The sequence below is a fragment of the Candidatus Pelagibacter sp. PS_02 genome (genome assembly GCF_059418065.1).
Window position 1 is genome coordinate 228,820 of the sequence record NZ_CM182079.1, and the last position, 24,625, is coordinate 253,444.

The following is a 24,625-nucleotide window of genomic DNA, read 5'->3' on the forward strand; positions in this document are numbered from 1 at the left end:
TTTATTTTTTTATCTCGATATAAACCTTAAAAAAAGTTTCTTTTGTAGAAGTGCCCCATATTTTTTTATTAATTTTTCCATTAAAATGATAATATTCAGATCGATCTTTACCATCCAAAATATCAAGCTTAATTGATCCATCTAATACCCCATCTTTATTTATTGATATCATGGCTGTTTTTAAAAATTCTTTTGGACCAGTTTTAAGCTTACTTTCTTTTACTAAAAAAAATAATTCTCCATCTTTTACTTCAAGTTTACCATTTCCAATTTTGGTTTTATTTTCTTCTGATGATCTATATAATTTAAATTTATACTTTCCATCATATAGATTTGATTTTTTTTTAGTTTTTATTTCATTTTTAGAGAAGTGTTCAATTACTTTAGTATTACTTTTTTTATCCATCCAATTAGTGACTGCTTCTTGGAGACTAATATTAAAATAATTTTTTTTATAAGTTTTATCATCCCAAGCTAAGACATGCCCCCAATCTTCAAAACCTGATACTTTTCTTTCCTCAGCTTCAATACTGAATCCAGCGTTATAGAAATCTATATCTTTTTTAATAGCTATTTTAATTGCTTCTTTATCTTTTACACCTTTTGCGTATTTGTCACCTATATTCCAAATTAAAAATACATCATTGATATTATTTTTTTCAAAATTTTCTCGAGAAGGGAAACAAGATACCCAGCTATCATTGCACAACTTCATAGAACTTCTGTATAAAAAACTTCTGTCATGTTTTTTTTCAAAATCTTGATAAAATTTTTTAGTTTCATTATCGAACCAAAAACTATCAACAATTATTCGTACATTTTTAAATTCACTTATTTTTTTTGCATTAAATCCAATTCCAATTGCTCCTGCCGAATAACCTGCAAAAATAATCTCATCAGCTTTTTTTAATTTTGAATAAATCTGGTCAATTACACTCTCAAAAATGACACGACCTTTGAATGGAACTTCTTTATTATTAATCAAATTGATATGATTTCCTTGAAAAAGATCACTTGAGCAATATGGAATAAAAACCATATTGTAATCTCTTTTTTCAAGATCTTTTTCTATTCCTTGATTGAAAATATGGGCTTTTTGTTCTGGCTCTTTCATGTTTTGAGATCGATTAATATATTCATCATTATTTCTAGCCACTCCACCACCAGGTAAAATAATAACCCATTTATTTGAGTTACCTTTTTTAATTGTAAAAGTAGCTTGTTCCCCGTTATTACAAACTGCGTTATGATTATTAATAAAATTCAACTCGCTTGCTTGTAGGAAATTTAATTTAAAGATTAATACCATTAATATAAAAATTATTTTTTTCATAAGATTAATAATCTCCTTCTTATTTCTTTTACTTTTTCCTTTGAAAAAATATTAATTGGAGAAACAAATCCTTCATCTTCATATTGTTTAAGTTGATTTGGTGAAAGATAAGCCATATTATTTTTAAACTTTATATGAACGCAACAATTTCTTCAATAAATTACTGTCCAGTTAAATCTGTTTCATTTCAGATGATTGAAAGTTGTAAAATCAAAAAAAATATTGGAATTATTGGAGACAGAGTATTTGCATTTGCTAAAAATCTTGATTTGGAACAGGCAAAATTATTTGAAAAAAATCCAGATGAAAGAAAAGGTAAATGGAATAAAATTTTAACTCTTAAAAATTCACCTGCCTTGAATAAATATAATTTTTTATTTAAAGATCAAAAGTTAACATTGACACTTAAGGATCAAGAAATTTTAACTATAGACATCAATCAATTAAGTGAGAGAGAAGCACTTTCAAAAAAAATCATAGAATTAGAAAACTTCCTAGAACAACCAATAGTTTTGATGCAAAACAATCAATTTCCTTTTTTTGATACATCAATTTCAAATAAAGTAGATTTTGTTAATTCAATTTCACTTTTAAATGTTCAAAGCATCAATGATTTTGAGAAAAAAACTAATAAAAAGATTGAAGCCTCAATATTTAGGGGAAATATTTGTATTGATGGAATTAAGCCTTGGAAAGAACGTGAATGGATTGGTAAAATAATTAAAATTAATAACGTTTCTTTTAAAGTTGAAAAAAATATACCAAGATGTGTAGCAATTAATTTAAAGCCACAAACTGATGATAGTTATTTTAATTTTCTTCAATCGTTAAAAAAAATTTATAATCACTTTGATATGGGGATATATTTAACAGCTTTAAATGATGGTAAGATAGAAGTTGGCAATAAACTAGAGTATTAATGAAAAAGAGGTCTTAAGTATTAATTTTGAAGTTTTAGTCGTCAGCGTATACTTTTTCATCTTTTTCATGCTTTTCTTGAGCAGCAATACAAAGATGGGCAACTGGTCTTGCCATCAATCTTTTTAATCCAATTGGTTCAGCAGTTTCTGCACAAAATCCAAAAGTTTTATCTTTTATTCTTATTAAAGCTTGGTCAATTTTAGAAATTAATTTGATTTGTCTATTAATTGCTTTCATTTCTACAGTTTTATCTGTGTAAGAACTTGCTTGATCAACAATATCTGCTGAAACACTATTGTCGTCCATTGACCCATTGTAAAGAGCTTCATTATTTGCTTTTACCAATTCTTTTTTCCATTCAGTAAGTTTTATCTTAAAAAAAGATAAATGTTTATCGCACATATATTTTTCTGTTTCTTTTGGGATATATGTTTTTGAAATTTTAATTGGTGTCTTTACTTTGATTTCAGGTGTACTATTTTTTTTTATTACTTTAGTGGCTTTTTTGACTACAGCAGCAACTTTTTTTGTTTTAGCTATTGTCTTTTTAGTAGATGGTTTTGAGATTTTAGGCATATGTATAAATTTAGTGGCCGGAGTATATTCAGCAATTAATACGTGTCAAGCAAGCTTAATTCATATAAAATCAATGAAATGTTAATCAATAAAAACAATATAAATAAATTGTTTTATAGTTTTCTTATAATTCATTTAATTTTATGGACATTGATTCCAACATTAACAAATAACAATTTACCACTTGATACAATTGAAGCCTTGGCTTGGGGAAGTAATTTAGATTGGGGATTTAATAAACATCCACCAGCGAGTGCATTTTTTCCAGAAGTTATTTATCAAGCATTTGGTTCGCAGGACTGGGTTTATTACTTGTTAAGTCAATTGTTTGTAGTAACTGCATTTATTATTGTTTTTAAATTTGCTGAAGAACTTTTTAAGAATAAAACTTTAAGCTTAATATCGGTACTTCTTTTAGAGGGTATTTATTTCTATAATTTTACAACACCTGAATTTAATGTGAATGTTTGCCAATTACCTTTTTGGTCGTTGTGTGTTTATTATTCTTGGAAAATATTTGATAAAAAAGCAATAAACTTTAAGGATTGTTTTTTGCTTGGAGTTTTTGCAGCCATAGGTTTTTTATCAAAATATCTTTTTGTTTACCTTCTAATATCAATAGTCCTATTATTTTTTTATATAATTTTTGTAAAAAAATATCAAAAATTTGATTTTAAATATCTAATATCTTTTGAGGTCTTTATTGTTTTATTAATTCCTCATTTAATTTGGTTAACTAATAATGATTATATTACGATTACATATGGGCTAGCCAGAACAGGGCTTGAGACTTCAAGTTTATTAGATCATATAACTTACCCTTTAATATTTTTAGGTAAACAAATAGGAATACTAATTCCATTTTTTTTAATGTCATTTTTTTTAATAAAAAAAATTAAGTTAAAAGTAACTTTAAAAGATAAGAAGCTATTGTTCTTAATATTTATTAATCTAATTCCAATTGGATTAATGTTCTTAACCTCCTTATTAACAGGGTCTAAAATAAGAACAATGTGGATGACCCCATTTTATTTATTTTTTGGTGTATTTATTATCTATATCTTTCAAGCACAAATAAATCTTAAAAAGTTAAATGGGTTTATATCAATATTTTTGATCTTGTTTATTTTTTCACCCTTTGCTTATGCTTATATTTCAATTACTGAAACTGACAAAAGAACAGATTATTTAGGTAAAGAAATAGCAATTAAAACTGAATACTTATGGAAGCAAAATTATACATTGCCAATTAATGTTGTCCTTGGCGATGAATGGCATGCTGGAAATTTGTCATATCACCTAAATTCTAGACCCGTTTGGGAAGGGCTTATTACAAAAGATAAGCTTAATTCATTGTCGAAATATATTTGCATTGATAATATTTGTGTAGGAAATAGATGAGCAAGATAAAAATTTTAATCCCTATATATAATGATTGGAAGTCAGCTTTTAAACTTTTAGAAGATATAGACTTACAAGTTAGAGATTTAAAACATGAATTCTCAATTATAATTGTAAACGATTGCTCTACGGAAGAAAAACCTACCAATGATTTTAATTTTAATAACCTTAAGTCTATCAAAATAATCAACATGAAAACAAATAAGGGACATGCTAGATGTAATGCGTCTGGCTTAAGATATATTGCTGAGCATGAAGATTACGATTATATAATTCCAATGGATGGAGATGGTGAAGATAGACCGGAAGAAATAACTCTTCTTATTAATAAGATAAATAACTATCCTGATAAAGTTATTACAGCTAATAGAGTAAAAAGATCTGAAGGTTCTTTCTTTAAACTTTGTTACCTTTTACACAAATATTTAACTTTTGTTTTCACCGGACAGTCTATTAAGTTTGGTAATTTTATTTGCTTACCTAAATTTGCAGTTAATAAAATGATAAAAGATAAAGCAACATGGAGTAGTTTTTCAGGTGCTGTTGCTAAACTATTTAAAGATAGAAAATCTATCCCATCAATAAGAGGTAAAAGATTTTTTGGTCCATCGAAAATGAGTTTTATTAACTTATTAAAACACTCACTATCAATTATAGCTGTTTTTAAAATGACACTATTGATTAGATCTATATTTTTTTTAATTGCTTACTTATTTTTAGTTGCCGGTAATCTATCATGGATTACATTATTGCCTGTTATAGGAGTTATTATTATGATGATTTCAGTAATTATACTTTCTCAGAGAGAAAGTATTTTAGAATTTGAAAACTCTTTAGAAAATATTAGCAGCATAGATCAACTTAAATAGCTTTTATTATTGGTAGCGAATGAAAATTAGCTGTATCTATCTTTGAAGAGTGGTCTCTTCTCATATTCCATTTTTTATTTACTCCAGCGCTAGCTAAACTTAATGTTGATCGTCCATACTTATAATTTGTACTATCAATAGATCTCATTAAGCCTTTAATTTTCTCATCTTTTTCAGTGGAAAATAGATTTTTACTGCCACTTGAACTAACTAAACCAGTCAATGTTATGCCTGCTTTTTGATATCTGTATCCATTAATAAAGATTTCATTTAATGCAATCAAAGCAGTTTTAACTATTTCAATACTATTATTGGTAGCTATTGGAAAATCTATAGTTTTAGCATTTGAATAATACACCCCTCTATTTTGAAAAGGGCTTGTTCTAACAGACACAGTTATTGATTTTGCTATTAAAGATTCTGATCTAATTTTTTCTGAAGCATTTAAACAATAACTTGCAACTGCCTCTTCTAACTCTTGAAACTTTTCAACCCTTGTACCAAATGACCTTGACACTACACAACTTTTTCTTTTTGAAGTTTTAGTTTCTAACGGTATACAAGGAATACCTCTAAGTTCTAATGCCGTTCTAGAACTTAAAACGTTAGAACTTTTTTTAATCCAAGTGTTTGACATATTCTTTAATTGTTTGGCATTATAAATTCCATTTTGATGATAAAATTTTGTCATCTGTTTACCAACTCCCCACACATCGTTGATATCTATTTTTTCTAATAGTGGATCAATATTTTCAATTCCTATCAAGTTTGTAACACCAGATTGTTTTTTCTTTGCTATATGATTTGCAATTTTGCTTAGTGTTTTTGTTTTAGCAATACCAATGCTAGTTGGAATTCCTGTCCATTGTAAAACAATGCTTCTAATTTCTTTTCCCACATCTTCTACCTCATCATCTGGATAATTACTCAAATCTAAAAAAGCTTCATCTACTGAATATATTTCTAACTCAGGATTAAATCTTTTTAAAGTTCTCATCACTCTTCTAGATAAATCTCCATACAAAGAATAATTTGAAGAAAATACATAAACTTTATTTTTAAGTATTATTTCTTTAGCTTTAAAGTAAGGCTCACCCATTTTAATACCAAGAAACTTTGCCTCATTTGATCTTGCAATAATGCAGCCATCATTATTCGACAATACGACAACTGGCTTATTTCTAATCTTAGGATTGAATAATCTTTCACAGGAAACATAAAATGAATTACAATCTACTAATGCTATTTTCTTAGTACGTTGAATGGATGACATAAGTCACAACTCCCCAAATAAACACTTCAGTTTCATCTCCAATAATTATTTTATCTTCAATATTTTTTGAACCTGATGTTAAAAATTGACCATCTTTTGATTTAACAAAACTTTTAACAACTAACTCATCGTGAACATTTGCAACCACTGTTGAAAAATTTTTAGGTTTTAAGCTTCTATCAATAACTAATAAGTCACCATCATAAATACCAACATCAGTCATCGATTTTCCCTGAACTCTAATGATAAAAGTTGCAGGAACATTTTTGATTAAGTGAACATTAAGATCTACATCTTCTTCAATGTAATCTGTTGCAGGAGAGGGAAAGCCAGCTCCAGCTTTATGCAAGTAAAAGGGAATAGTTAATTTCATGTTCTTGTTTTGTTCTAATTTATAGACTAGTTATACAGTACACGCAATAGGTTGTATTTTGAGTCTGTAACTGAATCAAAGGTGAATCAAAACGTGAACATTGAAACTACATTTTGTGCTCTTGTGGATAACTTCAACCAGAGATAGTTTAAGCTTCATATTAAAATGAAAAAATTTCTATCAATTGTGTTTCTTGGCTTAATTATAACTTCTAACAGTATGTCTTATGAAGAAGCAAACTATGAAGTAGTGAAAAAAAATGAAGTTTATGAAATCAGAAAATATTCTGATCGTTTAGCAATTGAAACAGATATATCAAATGAAGGTAACAGTTTTAGAAAATTATTTAACTACATATCAGGCAACAATGATAAAAATGAAGAGATTAAGATGACAACACCAGTCACCCAAATGCAAAAAAAAGGAAATATGACCATGCAATTTTATTTACCTTCAAGATTTAATAAAGAAAACATACCGAGCCCGTCTAATCCAGATGTTAAAATATTAAATATTAAAGGTGGTTATTATGCGGTTATTAGATACTCAGGAAGGGCTTCTGATAAAAATTTTATTAAGCATAAAAGTATTTTAGAAAATGAATTAAAAAAAGATAATATGATAATTTTGAGCCCACCTATTAAAGCAACTTACGATGGACCTTTCACACTACCCATGAATAGAAGAAATGAAGCAATGTTTGAAATAAATATAAAAAATAAAGGAGAAATATAAATGAAAAAACTAACATGTCACTGTGGAGAAGTAGAAGCAGAAATAAACGTGCCTGATAACTTAGAAAAAGTTTTAAAATGTAATTGTTCTATTTGTAAAAGAAAAGGAGCAATAATGTCTATGGTTAAGAACGAAGATTTTAAAATAATTAAAGGTGAAGATAAGTTAAAACTTTATCAATTTCATTCAAAAATTGCGAAACACTATTTTTGTTCGAACTGTGGAATTTACACACATCATAATCCAAGAGCCAACCCAGCTATGACAGGATTTAATCTTGGATGCGTAGATGAAATAAATACGTTTGAATTAGAAAATGTTGCAGTCAATGATGGGCAAAATCATCCTCTAGACAATAAGTAATTTTTTATGCAAGCAGTTAATGATTGTTTTAAAAAAGTAAAAAAAGATTGTTTTAAATTTATCTCTTCTCAAGAAACTAAGAAGGATAAATTTAAAAATAAAGATAAGATGATCAAATCTTTTTTAATACCTGTTAGTTTTTGGATAGCAAAAAAAGTTAATAAAAAAAAACCATTAATGATAGGTTTAGCTGGAGGACAAGGGTCAGGCAAAACAACTATCTCATCAATTTTAACTTTAATTTTAAAAAAATATTTTAAGTTAAATGTTTTTAAAGTTTCTATCGATGATTTTTATAAAACAAGAAAAGACAGAACATTATTGTCTAAAAATAAACACCCTTTATTAATGACAAGAGGAGTACCAGGAACTCACGATGTAGATTTAATGTTAAATTTTTTTAAACAGATTAAAGATAAAAACTTTAAAAGTTTACAAATTCCAACATTTAATAAAGCAATAGATGATAGGTGCCAAAAGAGTTTGTGGTATAAAATCAAAACAAAGCCTGATGTGGTCATTTTTGAAGGTTGGTGTGTTGGAGCAAGAGCCCAATCAAGTAGCCAGCTTAAAAAACCAATTAACTCACTTGAAAAAGTTTATGATCAAGGAACTAAATGGAGAACCCATGTTAACAATCAATTAAAAACTAAATACAAAACCTTATTCAAACAATTAGATGGATTACTGTATCTAAAGGCTAAAAACTTTAGCTTATTAAGAGAATGGAGATTAAAACAGGAGCGAAAGCTCTGGGTTCAAACAAAAAACAAGAAAAACCTAAAGATTATGAGCAGTGGAGATGTGATAAACTTTATGCAGACTTATCAAAGAATTACTCAACAAATGTTTAAAGATGCGATAAAAAGCTCATCAGTTATAATGAATTTAAATAGTAATCATCAGATTGAAAAAATAAAATTTAGAAAATAATGAAAAAAATAATATTAATATCTTTAGCTATTATTCTTTTTAATGGAAAAGCTTTTTCAGTACCTTTATCAAAAGCATTGTTACAAGCGTACAATGAAAACCCGGTATTAAATGCAGAACGTGAAAATATTCAAGTTTCTAGAGAAGATGTAAAAATATCAAGAAGTGAATTTTTACCAAGTGTAACACTGTCAGGTTCTAAGAGCCAAGAAAATACAGAAAAGTTAACTGATGGAACAGGTGCCAATTCATCTTTTACTGATGTCGATCCAAAAACTCAATCAATAAATATTGAGCAAAAATTATTCCAAGGATTTGCAGGTATAGCTAGCATGGAAAAAAGTAAAATTGGATTAACTTTAGCTGAGGCAAAACTTTTAAAAACCGAACAGGAGATTTTGTACCAAGCTATTGAAGCTTATTCAGGTTTAGTTTTTTCTGATGAAAAACTTAAGATTAATCAAGATAACGTTAACCTGTTAAAGAGGCAAGTTGAGACCAATCAAGCAAGATTAGAAAGAGGTCAAATTACTATATCTGATTTAGCACAATCCGAGTCTTCACTTGCAGGTGCACAAGCACAATTTTTACAAGCAAAAAATGAAACAATTACAGCTAAGCTAACCTATGAAAAAATTATAGGCCCAATTGTAAATACTAATACTTTGAGCAAGAATTCAGATTTAACTTTTGAATTACCAAAAAATTTAAATGAAGCAATTGAAATTTCAAAAACAACTAATCCAAATTTAATTATTTCAAGGTTAGAGTATGAACAATCTGAACAAGATGTAACTATAGCTAGATCTGATCTATCACCGTCTGCATCTTTATCCTTTAATAGTTCAAAATCAGACAATGTAAGCTCAAGTATTGGAGAGCGTGATAAAGAAATATTAAAAGCAACTATTTCATGGCCAATTTTTAATGGTGGAAAAAATACTGCCTCATTAAATAAAAGTAAAAATTTGAAAAATAGAAAAAAATTATTATTAGATAATACCTTAAAAACAAATGATGCAAATATTGCAAGTGCATGGTCAAGCTTTCAAGTATCAAAAAGTTTATTGAATTCAGTTACTGCGCAAGTTAAAGCTGCAGAAACGGCAAACGAAGGAATAACAGTTGAATATGAAACAGGTCTTGGAAGATCTACACTTGATGTTATTCAGTCAAACTCAATTTTATTAAACTCAAAAATAAGCCTAGCAAATTCTGAAAGAAATTATTTACTTTCACAATTTAAACTTCTTCAAGCCATTGGTTTGTTGAATAGCAATTACTTAAAAATACAGTAATTAAGCCATTTTATTATAAAAAAAATAACTATTGAAAATAAGAACAAAATGTGTACATTTAAGAGACGATTCGAACACTAATTATTTAATAAAAAAGGCATAAAATGACTAAAAACAACCTAAAAGTAGTTAAATCTACAAAAGCGCAACAATCAGAAGGCAACGAAAAAAACAAAGCTTTGGACGCGGCAATGAGCCAAATTATCGATAATTTTGGAAAAGGATCAGTAATGAAACTTGGCCAAAGAAGAGCGATGGACGTCGAGTCTATTTCAACTGGATCATTAAGTTTAGATGTAGCGCTTGGAATAGGTGGTTTACCAAAAGGAAGAGTTATTGAAGTCTATGGACCAGAATCATCTGGTAAAACAACTTTAGCATTGCAAGTATTAGCAGAAGCTCAAAAAGCTGGAGGAATTTGTGCATTTATAGATGCAGAGCATGCTTTAGATCCAATTTATGCAAAAAAACTTGGTGTAGATACTGAAGAATTATTAATTTCACAACCAGATACTGGTGAACAAGCTCTAGAAATAGCTGATACTTTAGTTAAATCAGGATCGATTTCTGTTATCGTAATTGACTCTGTTGCAGCGCTAACACCTAGAGCTGAAATTGAAGGAGAAATGGGAGATCACCATGTAGGACTTCAATCAAGATTAATGAGTCAGGCTTTAAGAAAACTAACAGGCTCAATCTCAAGCACGAACACAATGATGATTTTTATTAACCAAATTAGAATGAAAATTGGAGTTATGTTTGGAAGTCCAGAGACTACATCTGGTGGAAATGCACTTAAGTTTTATTCATCTGTTAGAATGGACATTAGAAGAATTGGTGCCATTAAAAATGGAGATGAAATTATTGGTAACTCAACAAGAGTTAAAGTGGTTAAAAATAAAGTAGCACCACCATTTAAAGTTGTTGAATTTGACCTAATGTACGGCAAAGGTATTAGTAAAGTAGGTGAATTAGTTGACCTTGGTGCAAAAGCTGACATTGTTGAAAAAGCTGGAGCTTGGTATGCTTATAAAGGTGAAAAAATTGGCCAAGGAAGAGAAAATGCTAAAATTTATTTAGAGCAAAATCCTCAAATTGCTGCAGAAATTGAAATGGCAATTAGAGAAAAGGCTGGAGTGATAGCAAAAAAAATTGAAGGTAATCCACTAGATCCAGAAAAAGCAGCAAAAGATCAAATAGAGGAGCCTAAACTGGAAACAAAGGAAGAAGTAACATCTCCATCTAAAAAGAATTAGTTAAAGTCATCTTTAATTATTAAAAGGCGCTTAATTTAAGCGCCTTTTTTCCCTACACTTATCTAGACATCAAATAAAAAAGCTGTATTTTAATTATATGGCTGACAAAACGTTAAATCAAATCAGAACAACTTTTTTAGATTATTTTGAAAAAAATGATCACAAGATTGTTGAATCTAGTAATTTAGTTCCAAATAATGATCCGACATTAATGTTTGCAAATTCAGGAATGGTACAATTTAAAAATGTATTTACTGGATTAGAGAAAAGAGACTATGTAAGAGCAACAACTTCGCAAAAATGTGTAAGGGCAGGTGGTAAGCATAACGACCTTGAAAATGTAGGTTATACACCAAGACACCATACATTTTTTGAAATGCTTGGAAATTTTTCATTTGGAGATTATTTTAAAGAAGAGGCAATTAGTTACGCATGGAATTTAATAACTAAAGAGTTCGGAATTGATAAAAATCGTCTCTATGTAACAGTTTATCATAACGATGAAGAAGCATTTAACTTTTGGAAGAAAATAGCTGGTTTTAGTGATGATAGAATAATCAAGATAGCAACGTCAGATAACTTTTGGTCAATGGGTGATACAGGGCCTTGTGGACCATGTTCTGAAATATTTTATGATCACGGTGATCATCTAGAGGGTGGTTTACCTGGCACTAAAAACGAAGATGGTAATAGGTTTATAGAAATATGGAATTTAGTATTCATGCAATATGAGCAAATTTCAAAAGATAAGAGAATAAATTTACCAAAACCATCTGTGGATACGGGTATGGGTCTTGAGAGAATAGCGGCACTATTACAGGGAACACACGATAACTACGAAACAGATCATTTTAAAAAACTAATACTATCTGCATCTGACACATTAAACGTTAAAGTAACTGATGACAATCAATCAAGCTTTAGAGTAATAGCAGATCATTTACGAGCAAGTTCATTTTTATTAGCAGAAGGAGTTTTACCTTCTAATGAAGGAAGAGGTTATGTTCTAAGAAGAATTATGAGACGTGGAATGAGACACTCACATTTACTTGGTTCTAAAAAACCAGTTTTCTATAATATTTTTAAAACGCTTCTAGAAGAAATGTCTAATAATTATCCAGAACTTGAAAGAGCACAATCTTTAATAAAAGAAACATTAAAAACAGAAGAAGAAAAGTTTTTGGTTTTATTAGATAGAGGGATAAAAATATTAAATGAAGAGCTAGAGAAAGTAGAAAAGATATTGCCTGGTGAAGCGGCATTTAAGCTTTATGATACATTTGGTTTTCCATTAGATTTAACAGAAGATATTTTGAAAAATAAATCAATGACTGTCGATGGGGAGAAGTTTGATTTATTAATGAAAGAAAGTAAAAAATTAGCAAAAAAAAATTGGAAAGGATCAGGGGATAGTTCGGTAGATCAAATTTGGTTTGATATAAAAGATCGTTTAGGGGCAACTGATTTTTTAGGATATTCTACAGATAAAGCAGAAGGTGTAGTCACTTTAATTCTTAAAAATAATAAAGAGGTTCAAGATCTACAAGAAAACGATGAAGGCATTATAATAACAAATCAAACACCATTTTATGGAGAGTCAGGAGGACAAGTTGCAGATACTGGAATAATCTCTAAAGAGATTTTTGAATTTGAAGTGTCTGATGTTCAAAAAAAATTAGGGGATTTATTTGCTCATTACGGAAAAGTTAAAAAAGGTTCAGTTAAACTAAAAGACAGTGTTGAATTAAAAATAGATACACAGAGAAGAAATAATATTAGAGCTTACCATTCTGCCACTCATTTGTTGCACGAAGCATTAAGAAGGGTTTTGGGTGAGCATGTAACCCAAAAAGGATCTTTAGTTCAATCTGATCGATTAAGATTTGATTTTAGTCATATGAAACCTATTTCAGATGAAGAGATTAGAAAAATTGAATATTATGTAAACTCAATAATTGAAAAAAAGTCAGAGGTGAAAACAAGAATAATGACACCTAAAGAAGCTGTTGAAAATGGCGCCCTAGCATTATTTGGGGAAAAATATGGTGACGAAGTTAGAGTTTTGTCTATGGGAGATGAAGAAGGTAAATTTTTCTCAACTGAATTATGTGGAGGAACTCACGTTGTAAACACAGCTGATATTGGAAAATTTAAGATTATTAGCCAATCATCTATTGCTGCAGGCGTAAGAAGAGTTGAAGCATTAAGAGATGTGCAGTTAACTGATTTTTTAAAAGAAAAAGAAAACCAATCCAATTTGTCGGATCAAAAAAATGAGGCAGTTATAAAAGAATTAGAGACAAAGATTATTAAATTAGGAGGAAAACCTAATCTTCAAAACAAGGATCAAGTAACTTTAATAAAAGACCTTAATAGACAATTTGATCAACTTTCAGTTATTTCAATATTAAAAGATAAAGATAAAAATAAAATCAACGATCAAACTATTAATGGATTTAAAGTTAGATTTCAAAATATTATGGATTTACCATTTAAGGATTTACGTAAGCTAATCGATGAAGGCAAAAAAGAAATTGGTGAAGGGTTAGTTATAATTTATGCAATCAATGATAATAAAGTTGGCTTAGCTGTAGGTGTTACCAAAACATTAGAAAAAAAGTTTGATGCTGTTAAAATTGTTAGAGCTGGTTCAGAAGTTATTGGGGGTAAAGGCGGTGGTGGCAGAGCTGACTTTGCACAAGCTGGAGGAACTTTGCCTGATAAAATTGAAGAGTCTTTTGAAAATATTAAAAAACTAATTAATTAAGCTTTTTCTTAAGCTGACCATCTAATTCATCTAAAAATTGATTAGTCGTTAGATAATTACTTGAGGGCCCAATTAAAATTGCCAAATCTTTTGTCATTGATCCATTTTCAACACAATCAATACAAACTTTTTCTAATGTAGTTGAAAATTTAATCAAATCTTCATTACCATCTAATTTTCCTCTATGTGCCAAACCTCTAGTCCAAGCAAAAATTGAAGCAATTGGATTTGTAGAAGTCTCTTTACCTTCTTGATGCATTCTGTAGTGTCTAGTTACAGTTCCGTGAGCCGCTTCTGCTTCCATAGTTTTTCCATCTGGTGCAAGAAGAACACTTGTCATTAGCCCTAATGATCCATAACCTTGAGCCACAGTATCAGATTGAACATCTCCATCATAATTCTTACAAGCCCAAATATATTTACCACTCCATTTCATAGCACAAGCAACCATGTCATCAATTAGTCTATGCTCATAAGTAATGTTAAGTTTATCAAAATCAGATTTAAACTCTTTATCAAAAATATCTTGGAAGATATCTTTGAACCTACCATCATAAATTTTTAAAATAGTATTTTTAGTAGAAAGATAAACGGGCCATTTTTTAATTATTCCATAGTTAAAGCAAGATCTTGCAAAGTCTTCTATAGATTTATCTAAATTGTACATCGATAAAGCAATTCCTGGTCCAGGAAAGTTAAAGACCTCATATTTAATTTCATCACTGCCATCTTCTGCAGTCCATTTTATTTCCATTTTACCTTTACCGGGTACTTTAAAATCTGTTGCTCTATATTGATCGCCAAAAGCATGTCTTCCAATAATTAAGGGGTCTGTCCAAGTTGGAACAAGTTTTGGAATATTTTTACAAATTATAGGCTCTCTAAAAACTGTACCTCCAAGAATATTTCGTATCGTTCCGTTTGGAGATCTCCACATTTTTTTTAATTTAAACTCTTCAACTCGTGCTTCATCCGGAGTAATTGTTGCACATTTTATACCAACACTATGTTCTTTAATTGCGTTAGCAGAATCTATTGTTATTTGATCATCGGTATCGTCACGACTTTTCATACCAAGATCGTAGTATTTAATATCCAAATCTAAATAAGGCAAAATCAGTTTACTTTTGATGAATTCCCAAATGACTCTAGTCATCTCATCACCGTCTAGTTCAACAACTGGATTTTTAACCTTTATTTTAGCCATAAATGAATAATATATATTAGTAATTGTAATTTAGTGCTTTATATACATATTAATAAAAAATTATCAAATAGAAGCTTATGTTAGAGAAAATTTTCCCAAAAATTCATTCTGAAGGTTACAAATTTTTAGCGATAGCTATCATTGTAACAATATTTTTATATGTCCTGAGCACTTTTCTAGGATTAATTGGTCTAGTATTATCGATATGGGTTTATTATTTTTTTAGAGATCCAGAGCGAATTTCAATAAATGATGAAAACTATCTAACCAGTCCTGCTGACGGTGAAGTTTTGATGGTCCATGAAGTAGATGGTCCAAAAGAATTAGGTTTAGAAGATAGAAAATTTACTAAGATTAGTATCTTTATGAACGTATTTGATTGTCACGTAAATCGAACTCCTTGTGAAGGTAAAATTTCAGAAATACTTTATAAGCCTGGAAAATTTTTAAATGCATCACTTGATAAAGCAAGTGAAGACAATGAAAGAAACTATTACAAGATAACAAATACTCATGGCGAAGAAATAATAGTTGTTCAAATCGCCGGTTTAATTGCCAGAAGAATTGTTTGCGAATCTTCAAAGGATCAACAATTACAACAAGGTGAAAGAATTGGTATGATTAGATTTGGAAGTAGAGCTGACGTTTATTTTGAGAATTATGAATCGTTGGTTAAAGTTGGACAAAAAACAATTGCTGGTGAAACACTATTAGCTAAAAAGTAGCTTATGGAACAACCAAAAAATAATTTTAAAATAGTATCAGATAAAAAAGCTAGAATGCTTTTGCCTAATGCACTGACATTAATAAATGTGTGTATTGGATTAAGTTCCATTAAATTTGCATTAGATGAAAAGTTTGAATTATCTATTATAGCTATTATTTTTGCCGCAATTTTTGATGCATTAGATGGCAGAGTTGCAAGGATGTTAAAAGGAACTTCTTTAGTTGGAAAAGAATTAGACTCATTAGCAGATTTAATTAGCTTTGGAGTAGCTCCAGCTTTTATAATGTATTTTTGGTCTTTAAATAATTTAGGTAAATTTGGCTGGTTACTCACAATGATTTTTGTAGTTTGTGTTGCTCTTAGACTTGCAAGATTTAATGTAAGTTCAAACTCTGAGCCATCATGGAAAGATAATTACTTTGAGGGTGTGCCGTCACCTGCAGGTGGAATTTTGGTATTGATGCCTTTAATATTAAGTCTAAGCGAAATAAATTTAGTCAAAATTAATTACGATATAGTAGTACCAATACTGTTTATTTTGATATCATTTTTATTGATCAGTAAAGTACCTACATTTGCATTTAAAAAAATTTCTATTCCTCGTCACTTGACAATTTTTGCATTGTTTGGTGTTGTTTTATTTTTTGGACTTTTATTAATATACACATTTAAAGTTTTGGTCATTTGTGGATTAATCTATATTTGCTTAATTCCAGTTGGATATTTTAGTTATCAAAAAATTTATAAACAGAAAATTTTAAATGGTGAAAGTGACACTAAAGAAGACCTTGAAGACATTCTATAGATGAAAAAAAATGTAATTGTATCTCTGGCAGACTCAAATTACTTTGAATTACTTAATGAATTGGTCGATTCTATTAAAAGTTTTGAACAAAGCAAAGATACAGCAATTTGCATTTTAGATGCAGGTTTATCCGAGCAACAAAGAAATATATTATCTAAAAAAGTAGATGAAATTAAATCAGCTGAATGGGATATTGATGTTCCAGCATTTAAAGTAAAAGGAAGAGAATGGCTAAAGAGTCAAGTGTCTAGGGCTTTCTTACCAAAATATTTTCCTAGTTATGAAAAATTCTTATGGATAGATTGTGACGCTTGGGTAGGGGATTGGAATTCAATAGAGCTTTATTTTAAGGCCTGTGAAAATGGAAAATTAGGAATTACTCAAACCTTTACACCAGGATATAAAATAATGTCTAAAGTTAAATGGATATTTGGACAATTAGCAATAATTAAATCTCAAAATTTTAAACATGCAATAAAGTCAAAAATTGGAATAGATAAAGCGCGGAAGCTTGCTTTTGCTCCACATATTAATATTGGTGTTTTTTCCTTAGAAAAAAATTCAGATGGCTGGACGACTTGGCAAAAAAATTTAGAACAAACACTTAAAGCTGGAAATATTTTTGGTTCAGAACAATTGGCTATTAACATGTCAGTTTACATTGACGATTTAGAAACAGAGTTCCTACCTCATAATTGCAATTGGTTAGTTAGTAATCTTTTACCAAAATTTAATGAAAAAGAAAAAAGCTTTGTGGAGCCTTACTTGCCCAATCATAAACTGGGTATAATACATCTTGCATCAGGTATTTGGGATGGAGATAAAGACATGAGATTACATAGAGAAGTAAAGATAGATATAAAAACTTTAGAGGGTAAAATTTTATTAAAAAGCTTAAGGTTTGGTCGTTAATTGAAAAAAAATAGAATTTCTAAAAACTGGATTAATAAACAAAAAAGAGATATTTATGTTAGACAATCTCAGGTAGACGGGTATCGAGCCAGATCAGCATATAAATTAATAGAAATAGATGAAAAATTTAAGATATTTAAAAATGGAATATCTGTAATCGATTTAGGGGCATCACCTGGTAGCTGGTCTCAATATATTTCAAGAACAGTAAAAAGTGGAAGGTTGGTTTCAATCGACTTAAAAGGTATGGAAGAAATTGAGAATACAATCCAAATCAAAGGTGATTTTACTGATTTAGAATCTCAAGAAAAAATAAAAGCTTTATTCAAATCAAAAGTGGATGTTGTTGTCTCTGATATGGCTGTAAATACAACGGGTATAAAAGATATAGATGCAATTTATACTGGTGAACTTGCAATGGAGGCTATGAATTTTTCCAAAGAAATGTTGGTTAAAGAAGGACGATTTGTCTCTAAGATTTTTCTAGGCTCATCATTTAACGAAATTGTTGCTTTGGGTAAAAAATTATTTAAAGAAGTGAAGGTGTTTAAACCCAAGTCTAGCAGAAAAGAATCTAAGGAAAGTTTTATTATTTGTAAAATCTTAAGATAGGGACTTTTTTTTTGAGGGGAATCATATATAAATGATTATGGATCCTATAAAAGAAGCTCTCACTTTTGACGATGTTACAATGGCACCAAAATACTCAGAAGTTTTACCTTCTGAAGTTGATACCAGCACTAAATTATCATCTAATTTAACATTAAAAATACCTTTATTATCCTCTGCAATGGATACAGTTACTGAGAGTAAAATGGCTATAGCAATAGCTAAAGCAGGAGGCATTGGTGTAATTCATAGAAATTTGGATATTAAAAAACAAGTTGAAGAAATTAAAAAAGTTAAAAAATTAAACTTATTAGTTGGTGCGGCAGTTGGAGCTGGTCCTTTAGAACTTAAAAGAGCTGAGGCTATTTTAAAAGAAAAAGTTGATTTAATTGTTGTGGATACAGCTCATGGACATAGCAAAAAAGTAGCTGAAATTATTAAAGCTATAAAAAAATTAAAAACAAACAAAACAACTCTATGTGCTGGAAATATTGCAACAGCTGAAGCAGCAAAATTTTTAATAAAATTAGGAGTAGATATTATTAAAGTTGGAATAGGGCCAGGATCAATTTGTACAACTAGGCTAGTCGCAGGCATTGGTGTACCACAATTAAGTGCGATCCTTGCAGTTAAAAAAGGTGTTAAAAACAATAAAGTAAAAATAATTTCAGATGGTGGAATTAAATATTCAGGTGATTTAGCTAAAGCATTGTCAGCAGGTGCCGATGCTATAATGATTGGATCTTTGTTTGCAGGAAGCTTAGAAACACCTGGAAAACTAATTAAAAAAAATGGTAAGTTATTTAAAAGTTTTAGAGGAATGGGATCAGTTGGTGCGATGAATAAAGGATCAGCTGATAGATATTTTCAAACCAAACAAAAAGATATATCTAAATATGTTCCAGAAGGAGTAGAAGGTTTTGTGAAATATAAAGGTGATGTGAAAAGTATAATTTATAAATTAATTGGAGGATTAAAATCATCTATGGGATATCTAGGTGCAAAAAAAGTACCAAACCTTAAAAATAAACCAAATTTTGTAAAAATAACTAAGGCTGGTTTTTATGAAAGTATGGTTCATAATGTTGATCAAGTTAAAAATGAGAGCAAGTATTAATGAGAACAATAAATAAATTAATAATTGTCCTATTTATAATTTTAAATTTTGGAAGTTCTTCTTTTGCAGAAAATAACTTTTTTGAAGAAGGAAAAAATAAATACGATGAACAAAAATATGAAGAATCTAAATTTTTATTTCAAAGAAGTATTGTTTTTAACCCTAAGGACAAAGATTCATATTTGTATTTAGCAAAAATTTATAATTTTGAAGAGAACAAAAGAGAAGAACAAAAAAATATAGATACAGTGTTATTACTTGATCCAAAAAATGAAGAAGCAAACTACATGCTTATGGAAATAGAGTTAAAAAGATCTAATTATTCCAAAGTAAAAGAACTAGCAGATAATTTTTCAAAAATTTGCAATAAATTGTGTGATAAGAAAAATTCTATTTTAGAATCCTTAAAGAATTTGGAACCTAAAAATGAGTCTTAGTAATAATTTAAGTAAAATCTTAATAATCGATTTTGGTTCTCAATTTACACAATTAATTGCAAGAAGAGTAAGGGAATTAGGGGTTTTTTCAGAAATTGTAAGTCATAAAAAAATAAAAATAGCTCAAATTACAAAAGATAATATTGCTGGAATAATACTGTCTGGTGGACCTCTTAATGTTTATGAAAATGATAAATTTAAATTTGATAAGAAGATATTAAAACTTGGAATTCCAATCCTGGGTATATGTTTTGGACATCAGATATTGTCAAAACTATTAGGTGGCAAAGTTAAAAAATCAAAACATAGAGAATTTGGTTTAGCCACTATAAACAAAGTATCCAATAGTACTTTAACTAAGAATTTTTTTAATAAAAATAATAGAAGTGATGTTTGGATGAGCCATGCTGATCAAGTATCAAAGATGCCAAAAAATTTTAAAATTATAGCTTCTACAAAAAACTCTAAATTAACAATTATTGAAAATATTAAAGAAAATTTTTATGGTGTACAATTTCACCCTGAAGTAACACACACTAATAAAGGTAAAATTTTATTAAGAAATTTTGTTTTTCTTATTTGTAAAATTAAAAAAAACTGGTCATCAAAAGATCAAAAATTAAAATTAATTAATGAAATTAAAGACCAAGTAGGTGACAACAAAGTAATTTGTGGATTGTCGGGTGGTGTGGATAGTAGTGTGGTTGCACAATTATTAAGCAAAGCAATTGGAAAAAATTTAACTTGTATTTTTGTTAATAATGGCCTTTTAAGAAAAAATGAAGAAATACAAGTAGTTAATACTTTTAAGAAAAAATTAAAAATTAATTTGATTTATGTTAATGCAGAAAAAGAATTTATTAGAAAATTAACAAATGTATCTGATCCTGAAAAAAAACGAAAAATCATTGGTAATCTATTTATTAAAATATTTGAAAGATATGCTAATAGAATTAAGAATGTTAAATTTCTTGCTCAGGGCACTCTTTATCCAGACTTAATTGAAAGTAAATCTGTGACTGGTAGTCAAACTTCAAAAATAAAATCACATCATAATGTAGGGGGCCTTCCTAAAAGAATGAAATTAAAATTAGTAGAACCTCTTAAATTTTTATTTAAAGATGAAGTTAGAAAATTAGGATTAGAACTTAATTTATCTAATGACATAATCTCTAGACATCCATTTCCCGGTCCTGGTCTAGCTATTAGAATGCCCGGTATTATAACCAATGAAAAAATTAAAATTTTAAAAGAGGCTGATTTCTATTTTATAAAAGCTTTAAGAGAGCATGGGTTATATGATAAAATTTGGCAAGCATATGCTGCACTCCTACCAGTAAAAACTGTGGGTGTTATGGGTGATAATCGAACTTACGAACATATTTGTTTGTTAAGAGCAATTACCTCTGAAGATGGAATGACTGCTGATTTTTTTGATTTTCCTAAAGGTTTTATGCAATCAATCTCTAATCAAATTATTAATAATATTAGAGGTATAAACAGAGTTGTTTATGATGTTACTTCAAAACCACCTAGTACCATTGAATTAGAGTAATACTTTACTATAGAGTACATAATATTATGAAATATTTACACACCATGATCAGAATCTCAGACGTTGAAAAATCATTAGATTTCTACTGTAAGGGATTAGGTTTAATTGAAACTAGAAGAATGGAAAATGAGCAAGGTAGATTTACCTTAATTTTTCTAGCAGCACCTGGCGATGAAAAAGCCGAACTAGAGCTAACCTACAATTGGGATGGTGATGAGTTAGGTGATGGATCTCGTAATTTTGGTCACTTAGCATACCGTGTTGAAAATATTTATCAAACATGTGAGAGACTTCAAGATATGGGATATACAATTAATAGACCACCTAGAGATGGTCATATGGCATTTGTCAGATCTCCAGACAATATTTCTATAGAAATCTTACAAGAGGGTAATTTAGAAATTAAAGAACCTTGGGCCTCAATGAAAAATGAAGGTGTTTGGTAAAAAATGAATAAAAAAATCTTAAACTTTATTAAAAAAAAAAATAAAACTAAAATTATAAGTCTTACTGCTTACTCTAAAAATATAGCATCAATAATAGATAGACACTGTGACCTTGTATTGGTAGGCGACTCCCTTGGCTCTGTACTTTATAGTTTTTCTTCTACAAAAAAAGTGACATTGGATATGATGATTGAACATTCTAAAAGTGTAAGAATGGGTGTTAAAAAAAGTTTAATGGTAGTAGACATGCCTCATAATACTTACCGTAACTCAAAGGAAGCCTTAAGTAATGCAAAAAAAATAATCTCTACAACGAGGTGTGATGCAATCAAGCTTGAGGGGGGTAAAAAAGTAATTCAAATAATTAAAACTTTAATTAAGAATAAAATTCCTGTGATGGGGCATCTTGGTGTTCTACCGCAATCTGCAACAAATTTTAAATTTAAAGGAAAAGAAATAGCAGAAAGAAAAATTATTTTAAGAGATTCTAAACTTTTAGAAGATGCTGGTGTATTTTCAATAGTTTTAGAGTGTGTTGAAAGCTCGTTAGCAAAAGAAATTACTAAAACTGTTAAAGTTCCTACAATTGGAATTGGGGCATCAGTACATTGTGATGGTCAAGTTTTAGTTACTGACGACTTGATAGGTCTGAATAAAATTAAAGCTAGATTTGTGAAAAGGTATTCAAATATTGAAAAACAAATAAATGATGCTGCACTAAAGTTTAAGAAAGATGTAATAAGAAGTAAGTTTCCTACTAAAAAACATTCATACTAAATTAAAAATATTGTTTGAATGTTTCGTTAATTGATAAGACGCCATAATCATTTAAACCACCAATTATTAATTGAAGAGCTACAATTAAAATAAAACCTAACCCTACATAGGCTATCCATAAGTTTTTTTGAATATAATTAGCTAAATAAGTAGCTAATGCTCCAGTTAATACTACAGATAAAACAAGACCAAATATCATGAAACCAAAATGACCTTTTGCAGCACCAACTACCCCAATAACGTTATCAAAACTTATTGTAATATCTGCAAATAAAACTTTATAAATACTTTTTACAAATGAAGGTTCTGTTGATTTTTTTACTGGTGATTTAATCTTATTCTTCATTTCAACTAAATCTTTCCTTAAATCATTAACAATCCAAATTAGAAGTAGTCCACCTAAAATTTTAATATAATAAAATTCAAATAAGTAAGTAGCAAAAAGAGCAAAAATAATTTTAAAAACTAAAGCTCCAGCTACACCCCAGAGAATTATTTGCTTTCTATTTTTTGGTACAAAGTTAGCAGCAATTAATCCAATGATAATAGCATTATCAGCTGCTAAGATGATATCAATAAAGATGATTTGAGTTAAAATTATGAATTCTTCGATCAAGATTTTTTTATAATATTAAATAATTATTTTAATTCAATGTTTTAATATTTAGACTTCTTTGAACCGTCGATAATTTCTTTTAGCTCCTCATATTCTTCACAGTTACAGGTTTTTAAAACTTCTAACCTTTCTTTAGCCATATCTATTCGGTTTGTAACTACATAAAGCTCACCAAGGTACTCATTTATTCCATTATGATTAGGTTCAATTTCTAGGCCTTGTAAGTAAAATTTCTCACCTTTTTCATAATCTCCAAGTTTTCTAGTAGTAAAACCTAAATAATTTAAAGTATCTGTCTGTAATGGTTTTTTATCATTAGATTTTAAAAGAAGTTTCTGTGCTTTAGCATATCTTTCTTGTGCTTTGTCAATTTTTCCTTTTTTTTCATATTTTTTAGCAGCTTCAATTAAATTTTTTGCTTTTGTGTAGTCTGAAGCTTTAGGAGTAGAATCGCTATCACTGCTACTTCCTGCTGCAAATGAATTATTAGTGAGTGCTATAATTATTAGTAAAGTATAAATAAGTTTTTTCATATTTTAATTAAATTTATCCATTTTATTTAAAGGTTTTAGTTCTAAGCCATTATCAACCAAATTATTCCTGATAGATTTTGCAGTTGCCAATGAGCTTTCATTGTCACCATGTATACAAACCGAGTCAATCTCACAAGGTATCTGTTTACCACTGAGACAATTTATTGCCTGATTTTTAACCATACTCAACACATGATTTTTTGCTAATTCAGGGTCAGTGATTAAAGCGTTTGGTTTACTTCTAGAAATTAAATTTCCATTATCTTCATAATTTCTATCTGCAAAAATTTCACAAGCTATTTTCAAACCATTTTTCTTAGCAGCAACTTCCATTTGCGAACCTGTTGGTACCAGATAAATAATATCTTTATTAATCTCTTTAATGGCCACAGCTAGAGTTGTGGCTAATTCCAGATCTTCACAAGCCATGTTATTAAGAGCCCCATGGGGTTTAATATGAGTAACATTTTCATTATATTTTTGAGCAATTTTTTGTAATATTTCATATTGGTCGAAAATTAGTTTTTTTATTTCTAAGGAACTTAAATTCATTCTTTTTCTTCCAAAGTTTTCAGGATCTTTAAATGATGGATGGGCACCCAAGCTAACACCATTTCTTTTTGAAATTTGAATAACCATCTCCATTGTTTGTTCATCACCTGCATGGTAACCACATGCAATGTTGGCAGAATTTACAATATTGAGTAATTCTGGATCATTCTCGATAGAATGAAACTTAGATTTTTCTCCTAAATCACAATTGATATTAATTTCCATACTCTTTAC

General features: G+C 29.0%; 26 protein-coding genes. 18 read left to right on the plus strand and 8 right to left on the minus strand.

Annotated features, from left to right (window positions below):
• Position 1: 1 nt before the first annotated feature.
• On the minus strand, positions 2-1,333 hold the full coding sequence (locus AC5SL4_RS01235) for a pectin acetylesterase-family hydrolase (protein ID WP_494587451.1): 1,332 nt from the start codon (positions 1,331-1,333) through the stop codon (positions 2-4).
• Positions 1,334-1,467: 134 nt separating this feature from the next.
• Between AC5SL4_RS01235 and AC5SL4_RS01240 the strand changes: the two genes are divergently transcribed.
• A complete protein-coding gene (locus AC5SL4_RS01240) occupies positions 1,468-2,253 on the plus strand; it encodes an MOSC domain-containing protein (RefSeq protein ID WP_006997273.1) in 786 nt (261 codons plus the stop codon).
• 34 nt (positions 2,254-2,287) lie between these two features.
• Here the strand turns inward: AC5SL4_RS01240 and AC5SL4_RS01245 are convergent, their stop codons facing one another.
• Positions 2,288-2,830 (minus strand): TraR/DksA family transcriptional regulator, encoded by a 543-nt coding sequence (locus AC5SL4_RS01245; RefSeq protein ID WP_494587452.1) that lies wholly within the window; start codon positions 2,828-2,830, stop codon positions 2,288-2,290.
• A 78-nt stretch (positions 2,831-2,908) separates the two neighbouring features.
• Here AC5SL4_RS01245 and AC5SL4_RS01250 point away from each other — a divergent pair, with 78 nt between their 5' ends.
• Positions 2,909-4,231 (plus strand): glycosyltransferase family 39 protein, encoded by a 1,323-nt coding sequence (locus tag AC5SL4_RS01250; protein WP_494587453.1) that lies wholly within the window; start codon positions 2,909-2,911, stop codon positions 4,229-4,231.
• The gene (locus AC5SL4_RS01255) at positions 4,228-5,100 is read left to right on the plus strand and encodes a glycosyltransferase family 2 protein (protein ID WP_006997270.1); all 873 of its coding nucleotides are present in this window, start codon (positions 4,228-4,230) and stop codon (positions 5,098-5,100) included. The genes AC5SL4_RS01250 and AC5SL4_RS01255 overlap by 4 nt, the downstream gene beginning before the upstream one ends.
• Here the strand turns inward: AC5SL4_RS01255 and AC5SL4_RS01260 are convergent.
• Both AC5SL4_RS01260 and AC5SL4_RS01265 read right to left on the minus strand, forming a co-directional pair.
• Positions 5,093-6,373, minus strand: a complete 1,281-nt coding sequence (locus AC5SL4_RS01260) for a Y-family DNA polymerase (protein WP_006997269.1) — start codon at positions 6,371-6,373, stop codon at positions 5,093-5,095. The two genes, AC5SL4_RS01255 and AC5SL4_RS01260, sit on opposite strands and share 8 nt — an antisense overlap.
• On the minus strand, positions 6,351-6,746 hold the full coding sequence (locus AC5SL4_RS01265; protein WP_018413913.1) for a LexA family protein: 396 nt from the start codon (positions 6,744-6,746) through the stop codon (positions 6,351-6,353). Before AC5SL4_RS01265 ends, AC5SL4_RS01260 begins: the two co-directional genes overlap by 23 nt.
• 165 nt (positions 6,747-6,911) lie before the next feature.
• Between AC5SL4_RS01265 and AC5SL4_RS01270 the strand changes: the two genes are divergently transcribed.
• The 6 genes from AC5SL4_RS01270 (at position 6,912) to alaS (ending at position 14,098) form a co-directional block, all read left to right on the plus strand.
• Positions 6,912-7,481, plus strand: coding sequence for an SOUL family heme-binding protein (locus AC5SL4_RS01270; RefSeq protein WP_018413914.1), 570 nt, complete (start codon positions 6,912-6,914; stop codon positions 7,479-7,481).
• Positions 7,482-7,844, plus strand: a complete 363-nt coding sequence (locus AC5SL4_RS01275; RefSeq protein WP_018413915.1) for a GFA family protein — start codon at positions 7,482-7,484, stop codon at positions 7,842-7,844.
• Between the two features lie 6 nt (positions 7,845-7,850).
• Positions 7,851-8,777 carry a uridine kinase gene (locus AC5SL4_RS01280; RefSeq protein ID WP_494587454.1) on the plus strand — a complete coding sequence of 309 codons (927 nt, stop codon included), beginning with the start codon at positions 7,851-7,853 and terminating at the stop codon, positions 8,775-8,777.
• Entirely contained in the window at positions 8,777-10,075 is a 1,299-nt protein-coding gene (locus tag AC5SL4_RS01285; RefSeq protein ID WP_494587455.1) for a TolC family outer membrane protein, read from the plus strand. The genes AC5SL4_RS01280 and AC5SL4_RS01285 overlap by 1 nt, the downstream gene beginning before the upstream one ends.
• Positions 10,076-10,179: 104 nt before the next feature.
• Positions 10,180-11,331, plus strand: coding sequence for a recombinase RecA (gene recA / locus AC5SL4_RS01290; protein WP_494587456.1), 1,152 nt, complete (start codon positions 10,180-10,182; stop codon positions 11,329-11,331).
• Between the two features lie 97 nt (positions 11,332-11,428).
• The gene (gene alaS, locus AC5SL4_RS01295; protein ID WP_494587457.1) at positions 11,429-14,098 is read left to right on the plus strand and encodes an alanine--tRNA ligase; all 2,670 of its coding nucleotides are present in this window, start codon (positions 11,429-11,431) and stop codon (positions 14,096-14,098) included.
• Here the strand turns inward: alaS and AC5SL4_RS01300 are convergent.
• The gene (locus tag AC5SL4_RS01300; protein WP_006997261.1) at positions 14,091-15,305 is read right to left on the minus strand and encodes an NADP-dependent isocitrate dehydrogenase; all 1,215 of its coding nucleotides are present in this window, start codon (positions 15,303-15,305) and stop codon (positions 14,091-14,093) included. The genes alaS and AC5SL4_RS01300 overlap by 8 nt on opposite strands.
• A gap of 77 nt (positions 15,306-15,382) precedes the next feature.
• Here AC5SL4_RS01300 and AC5SL4_RS01305 point away from each other — a divergent pair, with 77 nt between their 5' ends.
• The 9 genes from AC5SL4_RS01305 to panB are packed head-to-tail and all read left to right on the plus strand — an operon-like array spanning position 15,383 to position 22,690.
• Entirely contained in the window at positions 15,383-16,030 is a 648-nt protein-coding gene (locus AC5SL4_RS01305) for a phosphatidylserine decarboxylase (protein ID WP_011281835.1), read from the plus strand.
• A gap of 3 nt (positions 16,031-16,033) precedes the next feature.
• Entirely contained in the window at positions 16,034-16,837 is an 804-nt protein-coding gene (pssA, locus tag AC5SL4_RS01310) for a CDP-diacylglycerol--serine O-phosphatidyltransferase (RefSeq protein ID WP_494587459.1), read from the plus strand.
• Positions 16,838-17,749, plus strand: a complete 912-nt coding sequence (locus tag AC5SL4_RS01315) for a glycosyltransferase (RefSeq protein ID WP_011281836.1) — start codon at positions 16,838-16,840, stop codon at positions 17,747-17,749.
• The gene (locus AC5SL4_RS01320) at positions 17,750-18,361 is read left to right on the plus strand and encodes an RlmE family RNA methyltransferase (protein ID WP_006997257.1); all 612 of its coding nucleotides are present in this window, start codon (positions 17,750-17,752) and stop codon (positions 18,359-18,361) included.
• Between the two features lie 37 nt (positions 18,362-18,398).
• On the plus strand, positions 18,399-19,475 hold the full coding sequence (guaB, locus tag AC5SL4_RS01325) for an IMP dehydrogenase (protein ID WP_006997256.1): 1,077 nt from the start codon (positions 18,399-18,401) through the stop codon (positions 19,473-19,475).
• Positions 19,475-19,912: a tetratricopeptide repeat protein gene (locus AC5SL4_RS01330; RefSeq protein ID WP_006997255.1), complete on the plus strand. Its 438-nt coding sequence runs from the start codon at positions 19,475-19,477 to the stop codon at positions 19,910-19,912. The genes guaB and AC5SL4_RS01330 overlap by 1 nt, the downstream gene beginning before the upstream one ends.
• A complete protein-coding gene (gene guaA, locus AC5SL4_RS01335; RefSeq protein ID WP_011281838.1) occupies positions 19,902-21,467 on the plus strand; it encodes a glutamine-hydrolyzing GMP synthase in 1,566 nt (521 codons plus the stop codon). The genes AC5SL4_RS01330 and guaA overlap by 11 nt, the downstream gene beginning before the upstream one ends.
• 26 nt (positions 21,468-21,493) lie before the next feature.
• Positions 21,494-21,913, plus strand: a complete 420-nt coding sequence (locus tag AC5SL4_RS01340; protein ID WP_011281839.1) for a VOC family protein — start codon at positions 21,494-21,496, stop codon at positions 21,911-21,913.
• A gap of 3 nt (positions 21,914-21,916) precedes the next feature.
• Positions 21,917-22,690: a 3-methyl-2-oxobutanoate hydroxymethyltransferase gene (gene panB, locus AC5SL4_RS01345; protein ID WP_494587460.1), complete on the plus strand. Its 774-nt coding sequence runs from the start codon at positions 21,917-21,919 to the stop codon at positions 22,688-22,690.
• 1 nt (position 22,691) lies between these two features.
• Here the strand turns inward: panB and AC5SL4_RS01350 are convergent, their stop codons facing one another.
• Genes AC5SL4_RS01350 through AC5SL4_RS01360 form a run of 3 tightly spaced genes read right to left on the minus strand, consistent with a single transcriptional unit; the run spans position 22,692 to position 24,616 of the window.
• Complete coding sequence (locus AC5SL4_RS01350; RefSeq protein ID WP_006997251.1) at positions 22,692-23,306, minus strand: YjbE family putative metal transport protein; 615 nt, start codon at positions 23,304-23,306, stop codon at positions 22,692-22,694.
• Positions 23,307-23,347: 41 nt separating this feature from the next.
• Positions 23,348-23,839, minus strand: a complete 492-nt coding sequence (locus tag AC5SL4_RS01355; RefSeq protein ID WP_494587461.1) for a tetratricopeptide repeat protein — start codon at positions 23,837-23,839, stop codon at positions 23,348-23,350.
• 3 nt (positions 23,840-23,842) lie between these two features.
• Entirely contained in the window at positions 23,843-24,616 is a 774-nt protein-coding gene (locus tag AC5SL4_RS01360) for a 5-oxoprolinase subunit PxpA (RefSeq protein ID WP_494587462.1), read from the minus strand.
• Between the last annotated feature and the right edge of the window lie 9 nt (positions 24,617-24,625).

Bases quoted from the DNA above. Each gene is read 5' to 3' on its own strand.
- AC5SL4_RS01315 (WP_011281836.1), top strand. From the start codon at position 16,838: ATGAAAAAAAATGTAATTGTATCTCTGGCAGACTCAAATTACTTTGAA.
- pssA (WP_494587459.1), top strand. From the start codon at position 16,034: ATGGAACAACCAAAAAATAATTTTAAAATAGTATCAGATAAAAAAGCT.
- recA (WP_494587456.1), top strand. From the start codon at position 10,180: ATGACTAAAAACAACCTAAAAGTAGTTAAATCTACAAAAGCGCAACAA.
- AC5SL4_RS01355 (WP_494587461.1), bottom strand. From the start codon at position 23,839: ATGAAAAAACTTATTTATACTTTACTAATAATTATAGCACTCACTAAT.
- AC5SL4_RS01265 (WP_018413913.1), bottom strand. From the start codon at position 6,746: ATGAAATTAACTATTCCCTTTTACTTGCATAAAGCTGGAGCTGGCTTT.
- AC5SL4_RS01260 (WP_006997269.1), bottom strand. From the start codon at position 6,373: ATGTCATCCATTCAACGTACTAAGAAAATAGCATTAGTAGATTGTAAT.
- AC5SL4_RS01235 (WP_494587451.1), bottom strand. From the start codon at position 1,333: ATGAAAAAAATAATTTTTATATTAATGGTATTAATCTTTAAATTAAAT.
- alaS (WP_494587457.1), top strand. From the start codon at position 11,429: ATGGCTGACAAAACGTTAAATCAAATCAGAACAACTTTTTTAGATTAT.
- AC5SL4_RS01240 (WP_006997273.1), top strand. From the start codon at position 1,468: ATGAACGCAACAATTTCTTCAATAAATTACTGTCCAGTTAAATCTGTT.
- AC5SL4_RS01360 (WP_494587462.1), bottom strand. From the start codon at position 24,616: ATGGAAATTAATATCAATTGTGATTTAGGAGAAAAATCTAAGTTTCAT.
- AC5SL4_RS01330 (WP_006997255.1), top strand. From the start codon at position 19,475: ATGAGAACAATAAATAAATTAATAATTGTCCTATTTATAATTTTAAAT.
- AC5SL4_RS01275 (WP_018413915.1), top strand. From the start codon at position 7,482: ATGAAAAAACTAACATGTCACTGTGGAGAAGTAGAAGCAGAAATAAAC.
- guaA (WP_011281838.1), top strand. From the start codon at position 19,902: ATGAGTCTTAGTAATAATTTAAGTAAAATCTTAATAATCGATTTTGGT.
- AC5SL4_RS01270 (WP_018413914.1), top strand. From the start codon at position 6,912: ATGAAAAAATTTCTATCAATTGTGTTTCTTGGCTTAATTATAACTTCT.
- AC5SL4_RS01245 (WP_494587452.1), bottom strand. From the start codon at position 2,830: ATGCCTAAAATCTCAAAACCATCTACTAAAAAGACAATAGCTAAAACA.
- AC5SL4_RS01255 (WP_006997270.1), top strand. From the start codon at position 4,228: ATGAGCAAGATAAAAATTTTAATCCCTATATATAATGATTGGAAGTCA.
- AC5SL4_RS01280 (WP_494587454.1), top strand. From the start codon at position 7,851: ATGCAAGCAGTTAATGATTGTTTTAAAAAAGTAAAAAAAGATTGTTTT.
- AC5SL4_RS01305 (WP_011281835.1), top strand. From the start codon at position 15,383: ATGTTAGAGAAAATTTTCCCAAAAATTCATTCTGAAGGTTACAAATTT.
- AC5SL4_RS01300 (WP_006997261.1), bottom strand. From the start codon at position 15,305: ATGGCTAAAATAAAGGTTAAAAATCCAGTTGTTGAACTAGACGGTGAT.
- AC5SL4_RS01285 (WP_494587455.1), top strand. From the start codon at position 8,777: ATGAAAAAAATAATATTAATATCTTTAGCTATTATTCTTTTTAATGGA.
- AC5SL4_RS01250 (WP_494587453.1), top strand. From the start codon at position 2,909: ATGTTAATCAATAAAAACAATATAAATAAATTGTTTTATAGTTTTCTT.
- guaB (WP_006997256.1), top strand. From the start codon at position 18,399: ATGGATCCTATAAAAGAAGCTCTCACTTTTGACGATGTTACAATGGCA.
- AC5SL4_RS01340 (WP_011281839.1), top strand. From the start codon at position 21,494: ATGAAATATTTACACACCATGATCAGAATCTCAGACGTTGAAAAATCA.
- panB (WP_494587460.1), top strand. From the start codon at position 21,917: ATGAATAAAAAAATCTTAAACTTTATTAAAAAAAAAAATAAAACTAAA.